The sequence below is a fragment of the Brassicibacter mesophilus genome (genome assembly GCF_050433385.1).
GTDB classification, from domain to species: Bacteria; Bacillota; Clostridia; order Tissierellales; family Proteiniboraceae; genus Brassicibacter; species Brassicibacter mesophilus.
In genome coordinates this window covers 34,321-53,371 of sequence record NZ_JBNPXI010000021.1, presented here as the reverse complement: position 1 = coordinate 53,371, position 19,051 = coordinate 34,321, and the positions used below count along the sequence as shown (strand labels likewise).

Here is a 19,051-nt window from a genome sequence, read left to right as displayed (position 1 = left end):
TTTATTTCATGACGAATTCAGTATAGTCATTTATATTAGATTTTATTTGAATACATTCTTTTAGTAATTTTTCTTCGGTTATTTTCCAAGAGTGTTTATCTGTAGAGTCATGTCTATGAAATACGTAATTATATTTATCAGTTGAATATATTTTGAATCCACTTTTTATGCATTTCTTTTGGAATTCAAAGTCAGCACCTGTTTTCATGATTGGAAATTCCACTTTGCTTAATAATCTTCGCTTTATAATCATACTAGAGTCTAGAACAAAATCTACATAGCAATTTTCTTGATAGGGAAAACGGAGTGCCAGTAATTTACTCTTTTCAAAATATACAAATGCAGTTTTTTTACCTATAATATCGGCATCCTTATAATTAAAATAATTCATGCCATTTTTTATAAAATTTGGAGCATAAAAGTCATCATCATCAAAGTGACATATAAAATCGTAAGAACATTTTTTAAATGCAAAAATCTTGCATTCTGAAAAGCACAAGTTCTCATCCAATTGAAAAATCTTCACATTCTTATAATGCTTTGACTCAATTATCCATTCATCTATATTTATTGAATTATTATTAATCACAATAATAAATTTCTTATTTTTATAATTTTGCCATTTATAATTATTGAATACTCTATTCATATGACTTTTCCGATTAGTTACAGTAATAATTGATACATACGGTTGAATTGTTTTCTTTTTTATTTCTTTTATTTTCTTTATTTTGGGGATAGTTTTATTGACTGGATTCTTAATTTTAATTACTTGTTGACTTGAATTATAGTACGTAGCTTTCTTTGTTTTATAGTTTTTATTCATAATATTACCACCCTTATTATCATTTCTAGAAGAATTAAGTCTTATTGTATTTATATGAAAAGCTGAGAAATAAGTGCATATATATTTAGTAATATAAAAAATATTGGAGGTTGGAATATGTATAACTCAAGTTTAAAGTTTGACGAAGATTCTAAATTTTTAATAACAGGTGGAGGGGGCTTTATTGGTTCGAATATAGTAGAGAAAATTTTAAAGCTTGGTTATAAAGTAAGAATTCTAGACAATTTTTCTACTGGATATAAAAAAAACTTAGAAGAGTCTATGCAGAATGAGAAATTTGAACTTATTGAGGGTGATATTAGAAACATAAGTGATTGCTATAAAGCATGTGAAGGTATAGATTATATTTTGCATAATGCAGCTTTAGGTTCAGTTCCTAGATCAATTGTAGACCCTAAAACTACTAATGAGGTAAATATTACTGGAACACTGAATATGCTCCTTGCGGCAAAAGAGAGTAAAGTAAAAAGGTTTGTTTTTGCTTCTTCATCTTCTGTTTATGGTGATAATTACTGCTTGCCAAAAGTTGAGGATAATGTTGGTAAACCTTTATCACCTTACTCTATTACAAAGATTACGAATGAAATGTATGGAGATATATTTTATAACCAATACAAACTTCCGACTATAGGACTGAGGTACTTTAATGTTTATGGAAAAAATCAAGATCCAGATTCACAATATGCAGCTGTTATTCCTATTTTTATTAGCAGGTTAATGAGGAAAGAGAGTCCAATTATTTATGGTGATGGTATGCAATCCAGAGATTTTACCTATGTTGAAGATGTAGTAAATGCAAATATCAGAGCATGTCTTGCAGGTGAAAATGCTTACGGCAAGGTATTCAATATTGCATATGGACATAGTATAAACTTAAATGATTTATTTAGTAAAATTTCTAATTTATTGAAAATACATATAAAACCTATCTATAAGAATGAAAGAGAAGGGGACATTAGACAGAGTTTAGCTAGCATAGATAAAGCTAAAAAGATTCTATATTATGAACCATTCTTTAATCTTGACTCTGGACTTAAAAGAACAATTGAATGGTATAATAAAATTTCTGACTAATTAACAAACAGCCTAGATTGATAAAGTATCAAAATCTATGCTGTTTTTATTTTTTATAACTATCAGCAGGTGTCTTATAGTCATTTGTAATTCCAACAACTTTGCAAAGTTTCATATAAAATTCATCACTTATTTTCCATGCATGCTTGTCAGTTAAGCTATGTCTTATATACACATAATTATATCTATCTGTAGAATACATTCTGATTCCATTTTTTGCACAATCTTTACAAAATTGAATATCCTCTCCTAATGATTTATCAGCAAATTTAATAATATTGGATATCTCTTTTTTGAATAATAATGTTGGACCTTCGAGTCTATAGACATAACGATTATCTCTTTTAGGGCTCCGTATAGCTAAAGTTTTATTTGCTTCAAAATAAACGAAAGTGGTAGCCTTACCGATTACATCCGCATATTTAAAAGATTTAACTGATTCTGAGAGATAATTTGAACTATAGTAATCATCATCATCAAATTTAGCTATGATCTCATAAATTGCTTTGCTTACCCCGAAATTTAGGCAAAATCCCAATGATTTATTCTCATCTATTTGAAATACTCTGATTGGATAGTTATATTCATTTGCTTTAGCAAGCCAATTTTTTAACCTCATTTTATTATCATTTAGTATAATAATGAGTTCTTTTTTTTCATATTTTTGATTAATAAAGTTATCAAATACGTTATTCAAATAACCTGGTCTATTTGTACAAACAACAACAGATATTCCTAATTTTTTATTATTTATATTTCTTTCAAAACTATTTGGATTAGATTTCGTTTTTTCTCGAGTTTTATGAGAAATTGATTTTTTTATTGATTTATTTATTGGATTCGTCGGTTTTTTTATCGTTGAAGTCAAGAAATAACCTCCTCAAGGGTATATATTTATATATTGATATCTAATATTCTGTAACATGTTCTTATGTAGATTAATATATTAAATATAGAATATAAAAAAGGAAGTGTATATTATGCATAGCAAGCTTATCAACAATAAGGAGTACTATATTGTTGTATTTAATTCAAAGAATTATGCTATTCAGCTATTCTATAAGCTTGAAAAAAAAGGGTATAGTAAATTTCAACTTGTTTCTACTCCTTGTCAACTAAAAGGTGGATGCAGCTATTCCATCAAGTTTAATAATATTAGTGATATTAATTATTTAGAAAAAGAATCTTCTGACTTTATAGGAAGTATAAATAATATATATCATGTTGAAAGAAAAGAAGGAAAAAAGCATTATAAGGTTGTTAAATATCCTTTTTAAATACGCTTAATATTTTCTTTAAAATACTTGGACTGGATTCAGTATTGATAATATCCTTTATTTGATTAATTTGAGAATCAATATTATTAATCATAGTTACTCTAGAAGAATTCACTTCATCTACAGACTCAATGAGATCTTTTAGAGTTTTATTTTCATTCCGACACTGTACTAATATGTTCTCTATACTCAACAATTTATCTGATATGTCTTTATATAAACCTTTATAATATTTGATTTCTTTATCTAGACAGAGGGAGTTATCATATATCATTTTTTCTATTTTTGTTTTTATTGCATTGATTTCTTTTTCCTTAGACAATATTGAATCAAGGCTCACTTTACTATTTGAAACAAACTCTTTTATGCTCTCACAATTAAATTCGTCTAAGTTCTTTAGAATAGTTGCTTTTTCTTCTTGATTAGCTTCTGGATTTTCTTCTTCAGAGATTTGGTCAATTTCAGACATTTCAACATATTGTCCAGAAACATCAATATTGTTACTATAGTTATAAGCTATATCGTTATCCTTACTGTTGATATCTTCACTAATGTTACTGATATTTAAAAAGTTTTGATCTCCTTCATAAATATCGTTTGGTAGTTGAATAATTGGATTGTTTACATAAATATATAAATCGTTTATTTTAGTTTTACTTGTCTCTAAAATATAATTTGAAGAATATTTTACTAACTGGAAGGAGTCTACTGTATCAAATGTTTCTGAAGTATCGAGTGTCCAAGTAAAACCATCATCACTTGAAACAATTGACTTAATCGTGCTTTGAGATGCAAACATTATTTTTATTTTACCTAACCTTTCAAAAATAATAGGATTAGTGATATTAATATCATAAATAGGCAAATGCTCACTTTTCCATTTGAACTTATAATTTCCAATAGAAGGAAGGTGTTTATAAGTTAATGTTTGATTACTATTATTCAAAACAAGCCATACAATGTGAACGTTATCCTTAGTATCTATAAAAATATAAGGAGAGTCACTGTCTTTATGTTGTTCTGATATTTGCTGAGGAGATGGATTCCACTTCTTTAATAGTGAGTTATAAAATGTATAATATATTTCATCATTTAGAGATTTAGATTTTGCTTTGTAAATCATATGAACGTTATCAAATTTATCAAAATCTATATGGAAGAATGGTGGGAATTTACCAATATTCATGCTTATGACGTTATACTTTTTCCAGTTGTTTTTATTGCCAATGATATGTTGAATTGTCCAGACAGACGGATTAATCATATTAGAATAAGAAAAGAAAATATGTATACTATTGTTAGAAATTTTCAAAGATAGATGCTTATACTTGTTTGATTTTATATCAAATTTTGTAAGAATGCTTTCAGACCATCTACTTTTTGAATATAAGTAGTATACTAATTTTCCCTCACTTGTTATACATAATAAGTGTATTTTATCATTCTTATCAATTTCAGTTGAAAAGTCAAGTATTTTATCTTCATTTAAAGTAGACGAATAAATAAGATCATTTTCTATACTATATTTGTTATATTTGATTTTATTTTCTTCATCTAAATAAAAACAGTATGTTTCACCGCTTGTATTTTTAATTACTACATTTTCTTTCCAATAACTAATCATTTATCAATCACCTCAAAAAAATATTTTAAAAAACAATCACCAAACTTCCTTTACTTCATAATATGAAAGTAAAGATGATTTTATTAAATTATTATCAGTAAAAAGGAGTGAAAATTTATGGTTAACGGCTTTGATCCTAGTCCTGGAGATCCTTTTATTACAGAAGACCTAAATTATATAACAGAAACGGTTTGCATTATTACAGACAAAGTATATGCACATTGTCAACAAAGGGAATGTTTTCCAAAAATTGAAGTAGATATAGATGGCAAAACATTTTCAACTATAAAATTTAGACCTGGATTTATTGTTGACAATACGTTAGTTGTTTCAGACATACAGAATAGGCCTAATTTTAAAAGGGTTAGATTTACATTAAGAATACCTTTTGAAGTAATAACAACAGATGGAAGCATGATAAATGGATTTTTGCCAGACATATGCAAAGACATAATTCTATTCATACCAGATGCAAGAGATGAATTTGATTTCAGAATAGTAGTAGAGACTTCTTCAAAGGTACTCGGACAGCCAACTCAAAGTGGAGGAACATTATCATTTGCAGTAGGAGTATTTGTAATAGTGAAGGTTGTAGGAAGAGTTCAGTTACTTATTCCAGCCTTCGGATTCTGTCCTGAGCCACCAGAGTGTGAAGAATTTAGTCCAGATGGAGACATATGTGAAAGATTTGATTATGAACCATTCCCAGATTTCTTTCCACCACAATTTGAAGATTTATATCCAGACGCATAGAAAAAGAGGAGCGATTAGCTCCTCTTTCATCATTTTTCTATAAAAACTTCAGTATAATAGTTTCCTGCAATATCTATCCCAACATATGTAAATTTTGGATTCAAAATGTATTTATATGATTATAAGAATTTATAAGGTCTTTATGTACTTTATGAAAAATAGGTACAAGCTAAGAGTTCGACAAAATTGCACATATACTTTTATGTAATTTATGAATTGTTTTTTAAGAAAAAATAAAATAATTGAATGTTGACAAAAATAGTAGGGTATAATATACTTAGAACAGAATACCAAGTGCTACACTTGGGATTGTAGAGAGGTGATGTTATGAAGCTATCAACGAAAGGGAGATATGGACTTAAAGCTATGTTCGAGCTTGCATTACATTACGGTGAAGGTCCAGTTCCTTTAAAAAACATAGCTGAAAGTCAAGGTATATCTGACCATTATTTAGAACAATTGATTGCTGTACTTAAAAAAAATGGGCTTGTGACAAGTGTAAGAGGTGCACAAGGAGGATACTTGCTTACTAATACGCCAGATAAGATAACTGTTGGTGAAGTTATTAGGACATTAGAGGGAGATATTTCTCCTTCAGATTGTATAACAGATAATCAAGCTATAAAATGTGAAAGAAAAGAATCATGTGTTACTAAAATGGTATGGATTAAAATTAGAGATAGTATAAACGATGTAATTGATTCAATAACACTTCAGGATATGGTTGAGGATCATATAAAAATAAATGAAGATAAAGGTTATATGTACTATATATAAAAAACTTTTCAATTTTTAATACTTTCATGTTATTTTTAGGAGGAGAAAAAATGACAAAATTAGTTTATATGGATAATGCAGCTACTACTCCAGTAAAAGAAGAGGTTCTTAATGCAATGATTCCATATTTTACTCAAAAATATGGTAATGCATCTAGTATTTACAAATTAGGAAGAGAAGCTAAAGCTGCTTTAGATGAATCTAGAGAGAAAATAGCTAAAGTACTTAACGCAAAATCAAAGGAAATATTTTTTACAAGTGGAGGCTCAGAAGCAGATAACTGGGCTATTAAAGGAATTGCTTTTGCAAACAAGGATAAAGGGAACCACATAATTACAACTAAAATTGAACATCATGCAGTTTTGCACACTTGTGAATATTTACAAAAAAATGGTTTTGATATTACTTATCTAGATGTTGACGAATATGGTGTTATTGATTTAGAACAGTTGAAAAACAGCATAACAGATAAAACAATATTAATATCAATTATGTTTGCTAACAATGAAATTGGGACTATTCAGCCAATAAAAGAAATTGGACAAATTGCACGTGAGAAAAAGGTGTACTTTCATACAGATGCAGTTCAAGCCATTGGAAATGTTGAGATAGATGTTGATGAGTTAAATATTGACTTATTATCGTTATCAGCTCATAAGTTGTATGGACCTAAAGGGGTAGGAGCTTTGTATGTAAGACAAGGTGTAAAAATTCATCAATATATGCATGGAGGAGCTCAAGAGAAAAACCGAAGAGCTGGAACAGAAAATATTGCTGGTATAGTTGGATTAGCTACTGCAATAGAATTAGCTCATAGAAATATCGAAGAGCATAATGAGACATTGACTAAATTAAGAAACAAACTAATTAATGATATTCTAAAAAATATTAAATATGCAAGACTAAATGGACATCCTGAGCGAAGATTACCTGGTAATGTTAATATTTCTTTTGAGTTCATTGAAGGAGAAGCTTTATTATTAAGTTTAGACATGGTTGGAATCGAAGGTTCAAGTGGTTCAGCATGTACTTCAGGTTCTTTAGATCCTTCTCATGTACTTCTTGCTATAGGTTTGCCACATGAGATTGCTCATGGGTCTCTAAGACTTACATTAGGAGATTTTAATAAAGAAGAAGAAATAGACTATGTAGTTGAGAATTTAGTTAAGATAGTTGAAAGACTAAGACAAATGTCACCATTATATGAAAACGTAAGGGGGTAACAATAATGTATTCAGAAAAAGTTATGGATCATTTTACAAATCCAAGAAATGTTGGAGAAATAGAAAATGCAGATGGTGTTGGTCAAGTAGGCAATGCTAAATGTGGAGATATAATGAAAATATATTTAAAGATTGAAGAAGATGTTATAGTGGATGTGAAATTTAAAACTTTTGGATGTGGTTCTGCAATAGCATCTTCAAGTATGGCTACTGAAATGGTAAAGGGAAAAACAATTCAAGAAGCTATGGATCTTACAAATAAAGCTGTTGCTGAGGCTTTAGATGGCCTCCCACCAGTTAAAATGCATTGCTCAGTCCTAGCTGAGCAAGCAATTAAATCAGCTTTACAAGATTATTCTAAGAAAAATAATGTAAAAATAGATGGATTAGAAGATTTTAACCCAGACGAAGATGTACATGACCATGGAGAAGAAATATAAAGCTACTGTTTTTACAGTAGCTTTATTTGATATTTTAAAAATTTATGATTTATGTTAAATTATATGTAATTGAGTAAAAGAGGTGAAAAAATGGACAAAAGAAAAGTTGTCATCGGGATGAGCGGTGGAGTAGATAGCTCAGTTGCTGCGTATCTATTAAAGAAACAAGGTTATGATGTGATTGGAGTAACTATGCAGATTTGGCAGGATAAAGCCATAGATGCAGTTGAAAAGGAAGGCGGCTGTTGCTCGCTTTCTGCTGTTGAAGATGCAAGAATGGTAGCTAATAAATTAAATATACCTTTTTATGTAATGAATTTTAAAGAGATTTTTAAAGAAAAAGTAATTGATTATTTTATAGACGAATATGGTCGTGGGAGAACACCTAACCCATGTATCGCATGCAATAGACACGTGAAGTTTGAAGAACTGATGAGAAGAGCCTTTTCACTAGATGCATATTATGTATCAACTGGACACTATGCCAAAGTTTCATATGATGAAGAAAAAAATAGATTTTTACTAAGAAAGTCGGATGCTGTTGAAAAGGATCAGACATATGCTTTGTATAACTTGACTCAAGAACAGTTAAAACACACATTGATGCCTCTTGGCGATTTCAATAACAAGGATGAAGTAAGAAGTATAGCACGTGATCTAGGATTAATAGTTGCTGAAAAGCCTGATAGCCAAGAAATATGTTTTGTTCAGGATGATGATTATGGAAAGTTCATCAAAGAAAATGCTGGCTATGATATTAAGCCTGGGAATTTTGTTGATACAAAAGGAAACATTCTTGGAAAACACAAGGGTATCACAAATTATACTATCGGACAAAGAAAAGGTTTAGGACTCGCCGTTGGAAAGCCTGTTTATGTAGTAGATATAGATGTTAAAACTAATAAAGTTATTATTGGAGATGCACAGGATGTTTTTGGAACTGAATTAATTGTCGATGATGTCAACTTCATATCTATTAATACCTTGAGCAACCCAATGAGAGTAAAGGCAAAAATAAGATATGCTGCAAAAGAGACTAATGCAACATTATTTCCAGTCAAGGAAGACATGATAAAAGTTATTTTTGATGAACCTGTAAGAGCCATAACACCAGGACAAGCAGCAGTTTTTTATGATGGAGATGTTTTAGTTGGTGGAGGAACTATTCTAAAAAAAATCAAATAATAGGTCGCGAATGTGGAATAATATATATAAAGAAAATAAAGAGAGGTTGTAGTAGTGAGAAAAGAAAGTGACCTTATAGGACTTCCTATTTTAAGTAAAAAAGATGGTAATAAAATAGCTTCCATAAAGGACGTAATATATTCTAAAAAAAAATTTAGAGTATTGGCCTTTCTGGTTAGTGAGGGAGGACTTTTTAGAGAAGCCAAAGTAATTAAATTTAGTGATGTTGAGTCTATTGGAAAAGATGCGGTTATTGTGGTTAATGATAGAGTAATTGAAAAAGCTAAAGTTATACCTGAATTAGATGAAATCATAAATAACCAAAAAAAATTATCTGATGAAGAAGTTCTTACAGAAAATGGTGAGAGTCTAGGGTTAATTAAAGATATATTAATTGATGAAACAAAGGGAAAAATTATAGGATTTATATTAACAGATGGGTTAATACAGGACATTAAAGAAGGTAGAAATATTCTTCCTTACAAAAATGGAATAACCTTTGGCGAAGACGCTTTAGTTATAAACGAAAAATTGAAGTGTGAATTTGACAAATATAAGGAAGATTACAAGAAACTACTAGAATTACTTTAGAAAAATGTATTAAACTAAGTATATATACCCTATAAAAGAGGTGATAAAATGAGAGGAAAATTTGTATCAGGCATAATTGCAGGGAGCCTAGTAGGAGCAACTGCGAGCATGTATGCTATGAACAGAATGAGTCCTAGACAAAGAAAAAGAATGATGAAAATTAGCAGAAGAATGATGTCTAATATGATTAGTAACATTGGTTTGTTTTAAAGGGCAGCTTAGCTGCCTTTTAATTAACAGTAAGGGGGTAAAATATGGATTACATACTAATATTATCTGGATATTTGCGTTCTATCTTTCTAACTATTTTACTTGGATTAGGTATATATTTTTTAATAAATATTGGGAACAAACATGTGCAAGAAGGTAAGAAGTTTGTTATTAGTAGAAAAGCGGTTATAAACACTATAATAGCAGTCATTTTTCTTGTCGCTATTTACAACTTATTTAAAGGACCTAGCAGCCTAACTCAAATATTAATGCTAGTCTTTTACTCTATAATATTAGCTTATCTACTAAATCCTCTTGTTAATATTATTGAGAGGAAGAGAGTATCAAGATCTTTAAGCGTATTATTGGTATATCTCATACTAGTAGCATTTATACTTATAGTCTCTTTTTCTATAGTTCCAAAGCTTGCAAGTGAATTCCAAAGCTTAGCAAAAGTTTTACCAACGCAATTTAATAAAATATATGACTTTTTCAATGAACTTTATATCAAATACTCTAGCCAGCTAGAAAATTTACCGCCTGAATTTAATGGTATTAGAGAGGTGTTGTTAGAAAATCTAAACAGATTCCAATCTATAATTATCAGTTCATTAAAAGGATTAACTAATTCAGTAATTAAAACTTTTTCTAAAGTAGTTAGTTTAGTTATTATTCCAATATTAACATTCTATTTCTTAAAGGATAAAGAGTATTTTAAGAAAAAAATATATTTATTAATACCTAAAAAATATAGAAATGATACTCTAAGATTAAGTAGAGAAATAGACTCTGTTCTTAGTAAATTTATTAGAGGACAATTAATAGTAGCAGCATTTGTTGGAGTTGCGACTACTATAGGATTATTGATTATCGGAGTAGATTTTGCAATCATTATTGGTATGGTAGCTGGTATAGCTGACATAATACCTTATTTTGGTCCTATAATAGGAATATTGCCTGCACTACTATTCGCATTACTGGAAAGTCCAATAAAAGCAGTATGGGTAATAATAGTATTTGTTGTTATACAACAGCTTGAAGGTAATATTGTTGCTCCTAAGATAGTAGGAGAAAGTGTAGGACTACATCCTGTTATTGTAATGCTAGCTTTATTAATTGGTGGAAGTTATTTTGGAATTTTAGGTATGCTTTTAGCTGTACCTCTAGCAGCTATTATAAAAATTACTTCTGGATTTATTGTAGAAAAATTATCGAAAGTTTAGTGTATTGACAAAATATAACTTTTTAATTATAATCCTATCTATGGAAGAGTTATATAGGCAATAGTGTTATTGTCTATGTAATAAAAATATAAATGTAAAAAACTGTGACAGGGAATAGTAAATATATTGAATCTCATAGAGAGAACGCCCTTGGCTGGAAGGTGTTTAGATAAATATATTGAAGCAGCCCTTAAGTTAAAGCTTTGAAACTATAGTAGAGGCTTTCGGTTAATCCGTTATCTTATTAAGTGACTATTTTAGTAAATAGGGTGGTACCGCGGGTAAACTCGTCCCTAACGCAGGGGCGGGTTTTTTTATATTCAAATTTAAATATGGAAGGAGAAATACTATGAATAATACAGGACTACATGAAATAAGAAAACAATTTCTAGATTTTTTTAATGAAAAAGAACACTTAGTTGCACCTAGCTTTTCTTTAGTTCCTAAAAACGATAAGAGTTTACTAATAATCAATGCAGGTATGGCACCTTTAAAGCCTTATTTTACTGGAATACAAGAGCCTCCAAGAAAAAGAATGACTACATGCCAAAAATGTGTTAGAACTGGAGATATTGAGAATGTAGGTAAAACTTCAAGGCATGGAACATTTTTTGAAATGCTTGGTAATTTCTCTTTTGGAGATTACTTCAAAAAAGAAGCTATCCAATGGGCATGGGAGTTTATGACAGATAGAATGTCTGTGCCGGAAGAAAAATTATGGGTTTCTGTATATCATGACGATGATGAAGCATATGAAATATGGAGCAAGAATATAGGCGTAAGTAAGGATAGGATAGTGAAGCTAGGAAAAGAAGATAACTTTTGGGAGTTAGAAGTGGGGCCTTGTGGGCCATGTTCAGAAATATATATAGATAGAGGAGAAAAATATGGCTGTGGAAGCGATAATTGCAAGCCAGGGTGTGACTGTGATAGATATGTAGAGGTATGGAACCTTGTATTTTCACAATATGACAAAGATGAGAATGGTAATTACAATCTACTTCCAAATCCAAATATTGATACTGGAATGGGACTAGAAAGAATGGCTGCAATAATGCAAGGAGCAGAAAATATTTTTGAAGTTGATGTAATAAGACGATTATTAAATGTTGTTGAAAAGAAAAGTGGTGCAGTATATGGCAATAACCCAAAAAGTGATATGTCAATAAGAGTAATAACAGACCACTTAAGAGCTATGACATTTATGGTATCAGATGGCATAATACCAAGCAATGAAGGTAGAGGATATGTATTAAGAAGACTAATTAGAAGAGCATCAAGACATGGGAAGCTTTTAGGAATTCATGATGATTTTTTAAGTGAGTTATTGTCAAATGTCATTGAGCTTTGGGAAGATGTTTATCCTGAACTTAGAGAAAGAGAAGCTCAAATTAAAAAAATAATAAAAATTGAAGAAGAAAAGTTTCAAGAGACAATAGATCAGGGTATAAATATATTAAATGACTATATTGAAAAAATCAGAAAACAGGGAACTATGGTATTAGATGGTGAGAGTGCATTTAAATTATATGATACTTATGGCTTTCCTCTTGACTTAACAAAAGAAATATTGTCTGAACACAATTTATCTGTTGACGAACAAGGATTTAATATTGAAATGGATAAGCAGAGAGAAAGAGCAAGAAAAGCAAGAGAAGAAGGAGATAATCAAGCGTGGAGCAATGACGGCTTTACTATGATTGGTACAGATGTACAAACAGAGTTTGATGGATACAATAATATTGAAATGAAATCAAAAGTTATTGCTTTAATAAGAGATGATAGTTCTGTAGAAAAACTATCTGCAAATGAAGAAGGTGTTGTACTCTTAGATAAAACTCCATTCTATCCAGAAGGTGGAGGACAAACAGGAGATACTGGAATAATTAGAGGAGATGGATTTTTAGCAAACGTAAAAGATACTAAAAAAGTTAGTGGAGGAAAGATTCTTCATGTTGTAGAAGTTGTTGAGGGAAGCCTGAGTAATGGGGCAGAGGTATTTGCAAAGGTGAATAAGTCTAGAAGACTAGATACTGCAAGAAACCATTCTGTTACTCATTTACTTCATAAAGCTCTTAAAGAAGTTCTTGGAGAACATGTTAATCAAGCAGGTTCACTTGTTTTATCAGACCGCTTAAGATTTGATTTTACTCATTTCGAAAGCTTGACAAATGAAGAACTTTCTACAATAGAGAAAATTGTTAACTCAAAGATATTAGAAGGATTGGATGTAAAAATAATTGAAACTACACTTGATGAAGCAAGAAAACTAGGTGCAGCTGCATTATTTGATGAAAAATACGGTGAAGTTGTAAGATTAGTTATGATTGGAGAGTATAGTAAGGAGCTATGTGGAGGTACACATGTAAGCAATTCAAGTCAAATTGGATTATTTAAGATACTAAGCGAATCAGGTATAGCATCTGGTGTTAGAAGAATTGAAGCTATTACTGGAAATAAAGTATATGAGTATATGAATGATATTGAGACTCAGATAACACAAATAGCTGATATATTAAAAACAAACAAAAAGGATATAATAAATAGAGTACAAATTATTAGCGAAGAAACCAAAAATCTAGAAAAAGAAGTTGAAAAAATAAAGTCTGAGTTGGCTTTATCAAAAGTTGATGATATAATTAAGGATAACTATAAGATAGAGGATATGAATGTAATTTGCAAAAGAATTGATGGTATGGACGGAAATAACTTAAGACAGTTAGGTGATAAGATAAAAGATATGATGGACTCTGTAATAATAGTATTAGGTTCAGTAAACGATGAAAAAGTGTCATTTATTGCTATGGTTACAAAAGACTTGTTAAATAAAGGCATTCATGCTGGAAATATAATAAGAGAAGTAGCTAAATTAACTGGTGGTGGAGGCGGTGGCCGTCCAGATATGGCACAAGCAGGAGGAAAGGATCCACTAAAAGTAGATTTTGCACTTAGTCAAGTATCAGATATTATTAAATCACAACTAAGATAGTAAAATGCTGTCCAGTAGGTTAAAGCATTATACTTGCTGGACAGTAGATAATTTTATACAAGCAGTATACAAAATTATAATATATGATATAAATATATAAGGGGGTGTTTTGCATGAAAGATACTAATCAAACTATGAAATTCAATGTTGCTAAAGATAACAAGAAAGATGCTCAAGAGATTTTATTCACTGTATATGCGGCTCTTGAGGAGAAAGGATATAGTCCTATTAATCAAATAATAGGATACATATTATCTGGCGATCCTACTTATATTACTAGTCATAATAATGCTAGAACATTGATAAGAAAGCTTGAAAGAGATGAGTTGCTAGAGGAGATATTAAAAAAATACCTAGAAAAAAGGTAATAGGAGAGGTACAATTGATACAAAATATACAAAAGAGGATGTGGATTCTGCTCGTTGTGTTATCATCTATTTTTATATCAGGATTCGCTCATTCTGTAAGTGATGAAAGTAATTCTAAAAAAGTTTACGTGATCGTTGCCAATAGATTGTCTTTACAGGACATCAAACAAATGGACAACTTAAACGATATAATTAAATATGGAAGCTTAGGACTTATGAACACAAGAGGAGCAATAGGGTATAAGGGCGCAGAAGGATATGTAACTATCAATGCTTCTTCAAAGGCATATGCAAATTATGGTACTTCGAAGTTTTTTAATCTAGATAAAGAAAAAATTGCTATATATCAAAGAAGAACTGGACTAATAGGTAAAGGTCATGAAATTGCAAATATTGATATCAATAAATTATTGAGCTTGAACAAGGATAAATCATATGCTCCATATATAGGGGCTTTAGGAGATAACCTACATAATAGTGGTCTTAAGACAGCAGTATTTGGGAACTCAGATACTGCTGATAGTTTTGTTAGAACTAGTGGATTAATAGCTGTTGACAGTAAGGGGTTAATAGATTACGGCAATGTTGACTATATAACAGTAGAGGATGATCAATACCCATTTGGTTTTAAAACTAATTACGATAAGCTAATTACTGAAATCAATGAAACAAGTCAAAATGCATCACTCATTGTAATAGATACTGGAGATTTAGATAGACTGTTCTCTTATAGTGGAGAACTAACTGATGAAATGTATGTTACTCATAGAAAGCGAATTTTACGTGATATAGATGATTTTATTAGAGAATTATATAATTCAATTGATAAAGATAATTCTATGATGATGATTATAAGTCCTAATGCACCAGATGAAAAAGTTGATGCAAGTAAGCTGTCACCTATAGTAGTATGGGAAAAAGAGATCACTAAAGGAATACTGACTTCTGGAACAACAAGAAGGAATGGAATAGTTGCAAATTTAGATATAGCGCCAACTATTACTAATTACCTTGGTACAGACTCAGACAATTTTGTCGGTCATGCTATGTCTGTAAATTACGAAAACAGTAGTTTTAACTATATATATAATTTGAATCAGAAGACAAATATTATATCCAAGCTTAGATCACCTTTTTTAACTACTTATAGCATAATTGTAATAGTTAGTTTAATAATATCTATGCTTATTCTTGTATTAAGTGATATTGTTAACAAAAAAATTAAGAAACTGATAAGCGCTATATTGTTGATTTTATTAATATTACCACTATCATTTTTACTAGTGTCAATCTTTAGTATAAATAATGCCACTGCTTTTATGCTAGCTGTCACTGCTATTGTTTTAGTTCTCTTCTTAATGAGTTATAAGATTAAAAGACAATATAGGTTATTTTCCATTATTTTATTGACTTTTATAATTTTGTCTATAGATATAGCCATTGGAGGGAAGTTAACTAAATATTCTATACTTGGATATGACCCAATAATTGGAGCAAGATACTTTGGTGTAGGTAATGAACTTGTAGGAGTATTTCTGGCAGTATTAATATTGTCTATAGTATTTTTCTTAGACAAAGTCAGACGACATAAAATTGTGTTAGTCTTTTTACCAATATGTATTTTGCTAGTCGCACATCCTAATTTGGGTGCCAATGTAGGAGGTACTATTTCTGTATTGTTTGCTTCTATAGTACTTACATTGTTAATTTTTGATGTGAAAATTGACTTCAAAAGAATATTGTTAATGGTAATTTCCGTTGTAATGATAATAGTTTTAATGGGGATAATTGATATCTATATAAATCCGAACCCGACACATTTGGGTCAAACTTTGATGATGGTTTTTAAGAATGGCCCAGCATCTCTGATTAATGTTATTATAAGAAAGCTGCAGATGAATATAAAGCTCATTGGAGTGTCAATATGGTCAAAGGTGATATTTACCTGTATCGTTATTATATCAATACTAATTAAGTTTTTTAAGACTACGTTATTCAAATTATTCGATATAAATAAGTTTTTTGCTTCAGGTCTAATATCAGCATTACTTGGAGTTATTGTTGGACTTTTAGTAAATGATTCAGGTATCTTACTTGCGGCTATATCTAGTATATATATAACAGTAGCGTTATTATACGAAGTAATAGTAAGTGAATGTTAAGGAAGTGATAAAATGCAAAAGTCTATACTAGGCAATACTGGTATTGAAGTATCTAGACTTTGTCTAGGATCATTGACAATGAGTCCTTTGCAGGCTCACTTGCCAGTAAGCAAAGGTGCAGATATAATTAAGTATGCATTTGATAAAGGAATCAATTTTTTAGATACAGCTGAATTGTATGATAACTATGCTTATATTGCTGAGGCGTTAAAGCATATAGAACGAAGTAAATATGTTATTGCAACAAAGTCATATTCATATTCCAAGGAAACAGCAGAGAAAAGCTTAAATAAAGCTTTAAAGGAGCTTAATACTGATTATATAGATATATTCCTATTACATGAACAGGAAAGTGAGCATACTATTAGAGGACACTATGAAGCTATAGAATTTTTCTTGAAGGCTAAAGAAAAAGGAATAATTAGGGCAACAGGTTTGTCAACACATAGAGTTGATGCAGTGATAGGCTCATTAAAATATGATGAATTACAAATTATACATCCTATTGTAAATAAAGTGGGATTAGGTATCCAAGATGGAAATGTAACAGATATGATTGAAGCTATTAAAGCGGCTCATAAAAAAGGAAAGGGTATCTATGGAATGAAGCCTTTAGGTGGTGGACATTTAATTAAAAGTGTTGAACAAGCCATGGAATTTGTGAAAAATATTCCTTTCTTACATTCAATAGCAATAGGTATGCAGTGCTTTGAAGAAGTGGATGCCAATATAAGTCTAATGGAGCACGGCTATATACCTCTTGATATCAAAAATAAGCTTGGAAATAAAACAAGAAAGCTTCAAATAGCAGATTGGTGTTTAGGCTGCGGAGAATGCGCAAAGGTATGTAAGCATGGAGGAATAGAAATAATAGATAATAAAGCCGTCGTTGTTGAAGGGAAATGTGTACTGTGCGGATATTGTGCAGCTGGTTGTCCAGAATTTTGTATCAAGGTAATATAATACATGGAGGCAATATTTTATGCAAAGGATAATGGGATTAGATGTTGGTAATAAGACAATTGGTGTTGCAGTGAGCGATCCTTTAGGAATAACTGCACAAGGAATTACCACCATAAGAAGAAAAGGAATTAAAAATGACTTTGATGAACTTGAGCAAATAATTTCTGATTATAGTGTTCAAAAAATAGTTGTAGGACTGCCTAAAAATATGAATAATACAATAGGGCCTCAAGGGGAGAAAGTACTTCAATTTGTGGAAAAACTTAAAGCTAAATTTAGCTTAGAAGTAATAATGCAGGATGAAAGATTAACAACAGTATCTGCAGAGAGAGCTCTGATAAGTGCAGATGTAAGTAGAGCAAAGAGAAAAGAAGTAATTGATAAAGTAGCAGCCACATATATTTTACAAGCTTATTTACAAAAAAGGTAGGAGGGTGTTAAAATGTCAGGTGAAGAAAATAGGATTTCATTAATTGATGACAATGGAGAAGAAAAAGAGTTTGAAGTTTTAGCTACATTTGAAGTAGAAGACAATGAATATGCAGTATTGTTTCCAATTAACGAAGATGAGGAAGAAGCTTATATCTTGAGAATGGAATATGATGAAGATGGAGAATTAATATTAGCGAACATAGAAGATACAGATGAATTTGAAGATGTTGTAGCTGCATATGAAGCAATAGCGGATGAAATCATATAAAAGAATTGATGATCATTAATAATTGACATAAATGTTGACTTTTGCATACTATAACTATAGACTATTATATAGAAAGTAAAAAGCAGGTGGGGAAATGGATAAATTCATTGAGAATTTAAAATCTAAACTTAAGGAAAAGGGATATAAGCTTACTACTCAAAGAAGAGTTATTCTTGATGTTATTTTAGAAAATCAAGGCAGGCATTTGAGTCCAGAAGAAATATATGATGATGTTAGAGATAAATATCCGGAGATTGGATTAGCTACGGTATATAGAACACTGCAATTATTTGAACAACTTAATATAGTCTATAAGCTAAACTTTAATGATGGATGTAGTAGGTATGAGTTGATATCTACTTCTCATGATCATCAGCATCACCATCTTATCTGTCTTAGCTGTGGCAAAGTGATAGAGGTAGAATTAGATTTACTAGAGAATCTTGAGCACGAGATAGAAAAAGAAGGGGAATTTAAGATAGTAGACCACAGTGTAAAATTTTTTGGTTATTGTAAGGACTGTCGGAAATAAATCCCACCTAGGGGTTTATTTTTTTGTCAATTTAAATTAGTACTTAAATTGTTATATTACATATTAAAGATGAAAATAATTATATTTCTTTTTATGATAAATTATTAATATAT

At 30.2% G+C, this 19,051-nt stretch carries 20 protein-coding genes and 1 other annotated feature; of the genes, 17 read left to right on the top strand and 3 right to left on the bottom strand.

All coding sequences use genetic code 11. The features are described from left to right. Window position 1: 1 nt before the first annotated feature. Entirely contained in the window at window positions 2–826 is an 825-nt protein-coding gene (locus tag HNR33_RS17970; protein WP_429086020.1) for a glycosyltransferase, read from the bottom strand. Window positions 827–943: 117 nt separating this feature from the next. Between HNR33_RS17970 and HNR33_RS17965 the strand changes: the two genes are divergently transcribed. After that, a complete protein-coding gene (locus tag HNR33_RS17965) occupies window positions 944–1,921 on the top strand; it encodes an SDR family oxidoreductase (RefSeq protein ID WP_429086017.1) in 978 nt (325 codons plus the stop codon). Between the two features lie 46 nt (window positions 1,922–1,967). Here HNR33_RS17965 and HNR33_RS17960 read toward each other — a convergent pair whose 3' ends face one another. Then, window positions 1,968–2,789 (bottom strand): glycosyltransferase family 2 protein, encoded by an 822-nt coding sequence (locus tag HNR33_RS17960; protein WP_429086014.1) that lies wholly within the window; start codon window positions 2,787–2,789, stop codon window positions 1,968–1,970. 112 nt (window positions 2,790–2,901) lie between these two features. On the opposite strand from HNR33_RS17960, the gene HNR33_RS17955 reads away from it, so the two are divergent. Then, window positions 2,902–3,198 carry a putative Se/S carrier protein gene (locus HNR33_RS17955; RefSeq protein WP_429086013.1) on the top strand — a complete coding sequence of 99 codons (297 nt, stop codon included), beginning with the start codon at window positions 2,902–2,904 and terminating at the stop codon, window positions 3,196–3,198. On the opposite strand, the gene HNR33_RS17950 is transcribed toward HNR33_RS17955, so the two are convergent. Then, on the bottom strand, window positions 3,182–4,822 hold the full coding sequence (locus tag HNR33_RS17950; RefSeq protein ID WP_429086010.1) for a hypothetical protein: 1,641 nt from the start codon (window positions 4,820–4,822) through the stop codon (window positions 3,182–3,184). The two genes, HNR33_RS17955 and HNR33_RS17950, sit on opposite strands and share 17 nt — an antisense overlap. A 117-nt stretch (window positions 4,823–4,939) precedes the next feature. Between HNR33_RS17950 and HNR33_RS17945 the strand changes: the two genes are divergently transcribed. The 15 genes from HNR33_RS17945 to HNR33_RS17875 all read left to right on the top strand — a co-directional run bounded on the left by HNR33_RS17945 (window position 4,940) and on the right by HNR33_RS17875 (window position 18,938). Then, complete coding sequence (locus HNR33_RS17945) at window positions 4,940–5,575, top strand: hypothetical protein (RefSeq protein WP_429086009.1); 636 nt, start codon at window positions 4,940–4,942, stop codon at window positions 5,573–5,575. A 327-nt stretch (window positions 5,576–5,902) separates the two neighbouring features. Next, window positions 5,903–6,352 carry an RrF2 family transcriptional regulator gene (locus tag HNR33_RS17940; protein ID WP_429086006.1) on the top strand — a complete coding sequence of 150 codons (450 nt, stop codon included), beginning with the start codon at window positions 5,903–5,905 and terminating at the stop codon, window positions 6,350–6,352. 50 nt (window positions 6,353–6,402) lie between these two features. Further along, the gene (gene nifS / locus HNR33_RS17935; RefSeq protein ID WP_429086003.1) at window positions 6,403–7,575 is read left to right on the top strand and encodes a cysteine desulfurase NifS; all 1,173 of its coding nucleotides are present in this window, start codon (window positions 6,403–6,405) and stop codon (window positions 7,573–7,575) included. 5 nt (window positions 7,576–7,580) lie between these two features. Next, the gene (gene nifU, locus HNR33_RS17930; protein ID WP_429086000.1) at window positions 7,581–8,015 is read left to right on the top strand and encodes a Fe-S cluster assembly scaffold protein NifU; all 435 of its coding nucleotides are present in this window, start codon (window positions 7,581–7,583) and stop codon (window positions 8,013–8,015) included. 90 nt (window positions 8,016–8,105) lie between these two features. After that, window positions 8,106–9,200, top strand: a complete 1,095-nt coding sequence (gene mnmA / locus HNR33_RS17925; protein WP_429085997.1) for a tRNA 2-thiouridine(34) synthase MnmA — start codon at window positions 8,106–8,108, stop codon at window positions 9,198–9,200. Between the two features lie 54 nt (window positions 9,201–9,254). After that, the gene (locus HNR33_RS17920) at window positions 9,255–9,791 is read left to right on the top strand and encodes a PRC-barrel domain-containing protein (protein ID WP_429085995.1); all 537 of its coding nucleotides are present in this window, start codon (window positions 9,255–9,257) and stop codon (window positions 9,789–9,791) included. Window positions 9,792–9,839: 48 nt separating this feature from the next. Continuing rightward, entirely contained in the window at window positions 9,840–10,001 is a 162-nt protein-coding gene (locus HNR33_RS17915; protein WP_429085992.1) for a hypothetical protein, read from the top strand. A gap of 44 nt (window positions 10,002–10,045) precedes the next feature. Continuing rightward, the gene (locus tag HNR33_RS17910) at window positions 10,046–11,224 is read left to right on the top strand and encodes an AI-2E family transporter (RefSeq protein WP_429085989.1); all 1,179 of its coding nucleotides are present in this window, start codon (window positions 10,046–10,048) and stop codon (window positions 11,222–11,224) included. A gap of 95 nt (window positions 11,225–11,319) precedes the next feature. Next, window positions 11,320–11,522, top strand: a binding site (T-box leader). A 51-nt stretch (window positions 11,523–11,573) separates the two neighbouring features. Next, window positions 11,574–14,213: an alanine--tRNA ligase gene (gene alaS, locus HNR33_RS17905; RefSeq protein WP_429085987.1), complete on the top strand. Its 2,640-nt coding sequence runs from the start codon at window positions 11,574–11,576 to the stop codon at window positions 14,211–14,213. Between the two features lie 113 nt (window positions 14,214–14,326). Further along, window positions 14,327–14,581: an IreB family regulatory phosphoprotein gene (locus HNR33_RS17900; RefSeq protein ID WP_429085984.1), complete on the top strand. Its 255-nt coding sequence runs from the start codon at window positions 14,327–14,329 to the stop codon at window positions 14,579–14,581. A 14-nt stretch (window positions 14,582–14,595) separates the two neighbouring features. Then, window positions 14,596–16,743 carry a hypothetical protein gene (locus HNR33_RS17895; protein ID WP_429085981.1) on the top strand — a complete coding sequence of 716 codons (2,148 nt, stop codon included), beginning with the start codon at window positions 14,596–14,598 and terminating at the stop codon, window positions 16,741–16,743. Between the two features lie 12 nt (window positions 16,744–16,755). Beyond that, complete coding sequence (locus HNR33_RS17890) at window positions 16,756–17,706, top strand: aldo/keto reductase (protein ID WP_429085979.1); 951 nt, start codon at window positions 16,756–16,758, stop codon at window positions 17,704–17,706. Between the two features lie 19 nt (window positions 17,707–17,725). Then, window positions 17,726–18,136: a Holliday junction resolvase RuvX gene (ruvX, locus tag HNR33_RS17885; protein WP_429085976.1), complete on the top strand. Its 411-nt coding sequence runs from the start codon at window positions 17,726–17,728 to the stop codon at window positions 18,134–18,136. A gap of 12 nt (window positions 18,137–18,148) precedes the next feature. Next, window positions 18,149–18,406: a DUF1292 domain-containing protein gene (locus tag HNR33_RS17880; RefSeq protein WP_429085974.1), complete on the top strand. Its 258-nt coding sequence runs from the start codon at window positions 18,149–18,151 to the stop codon at window positions 18,404–18,406. 94 nt (window positions 18,407–18,500) lie between these two features. Next, window positions 18,501–18,938 (top strand): Fur family transcriptional regulator, encoded by a 438-nt coding sequence (locus HNR33_RS17875; protein ID WP_429085971.1) that lies wholly within the window; start codon window positions 18,501–18,503, stop codon window positions 18,936–18,938. Window positions 18,939–19,051 lie beyond the last annotated feature (113 nt).

Excerpts from the sequence above, each read along its gene's own strand:
- HNR33_RS17940 (WP_429086006.1), top strand. The coding sequence starts at position 5,903 with ATGAAGCTATCAACGAAAGGGAGATATGGACTTAAAGCTATGTTCGAG.
- HNR33_RS17900 (WP_429085984.1), top strand. The coding sequence starts at position 14,327 with ATGAAAGATACTAATCAAACTATGAAATTCAATGTTGCTAAAGATAAC.
- HNR33_RS17945 (WP_429086009.1), top strand. The coding sequence starts at position 4,940 with ATGGTTAACGGCTTTGATCCTAGTCCTGGAGATCCTTTTATTACAGAA.
- HNR33_RS17965 (WP_429086017.1), top strand. The coding sequence starts at position 944 with ATGTATAACTCAAGTTTAAAGTTTGACGAAGATTCTAAATTTTTAATA.
- alaS (WP_429085987.1), top strand. The coding sequence starts at position 11,574 with ATGAATAATACAGGACTACATGAAATAAGAAAACAATTTCTAGATTTT.
- nifS (WP_429086003.1), top strand. The coding sequence starts at position 6,403 with ATGACAAAATTAGTTTATATGGATAATGCAGCTACTACTCCAGTAAAA.
- nifU (WP_429086000.1), top strand. The coding sequence starts at position 7,581 with ATGTATTCAGAAAAAGTTATGGATCATTTTACAAATCCAAGAAATGTT.
- ruvX (WP_429085976.1), top strand. The coding sequence starts at position 17,726 with ATGCAAAGGATAATGGGATTAGATGTTGGTAATAAGACAATTGGTGTT.
- HNR33_RS17880 (WP_429085974.1), top strand. The coding sequence starts at position 18,149 with ATGTCAGGTGAAGAAAATAGGATTTCATTAATTGATGACAATGGAGAA.
- HNR33_RS17910 (WP_429085989.1), top strand. The coding sequence starts at position 10,046 with ATGGATTACATACTAATATTATCTGGATATTTGCGTTCTATCTTTCTA.
- HNR33_RS17955 (WP_429086013.1), top strand. The coding sequence starts at position 2,902 with ATGCATAGCAAGCTTATCAACAATAAGGAGTACTATATTGTTGTATTT.
- HNR33_RS17875 (WP_429085971.1), top strand. The coding sequence starts at position 18,501 with ATGGATAAATTCATTGAGAATTTAAAATCTAAACTTAAGGAAAAGGGA.
- HNR33_RS17890 (WP_429085979.1), top strand. The coding sequence starts at position 16,756 with ATGCAAAAGTCTATACTAGGCAATACTGGTATTGAAGTATCTAGACTT.
- HNR33_RS17950 (WP_429086010.1), bottom strand. The coding sequence starts at position 4,822 with ATGATTAGTTATTGGAAAGAAAATGTAGTAATTAAAAATACAAGCGGT.
- HNR33_RS17915 (WP_429085992.1), top strand. The coding sequence starts at position 9,840 with ATGAGAGGAAAATTTGTATCAGGCATAATTGCAGGGAGCCTAGTAGGA.
- HNR33_RS17970 (WP_429086020.1), bottom strand. The coding sequence starts at position 826 with ATGAATAAAAACTATAAAACAAAGAAAGCTACGTACTATAATTCAAGT.
- mnmA (WP_429085997.1), top strand. The coding sequence starts at position 8,106 with ATGGACAAAAGAAAAGTTGTCATCGGGATGAGCGGTGGAGTAGATAGC.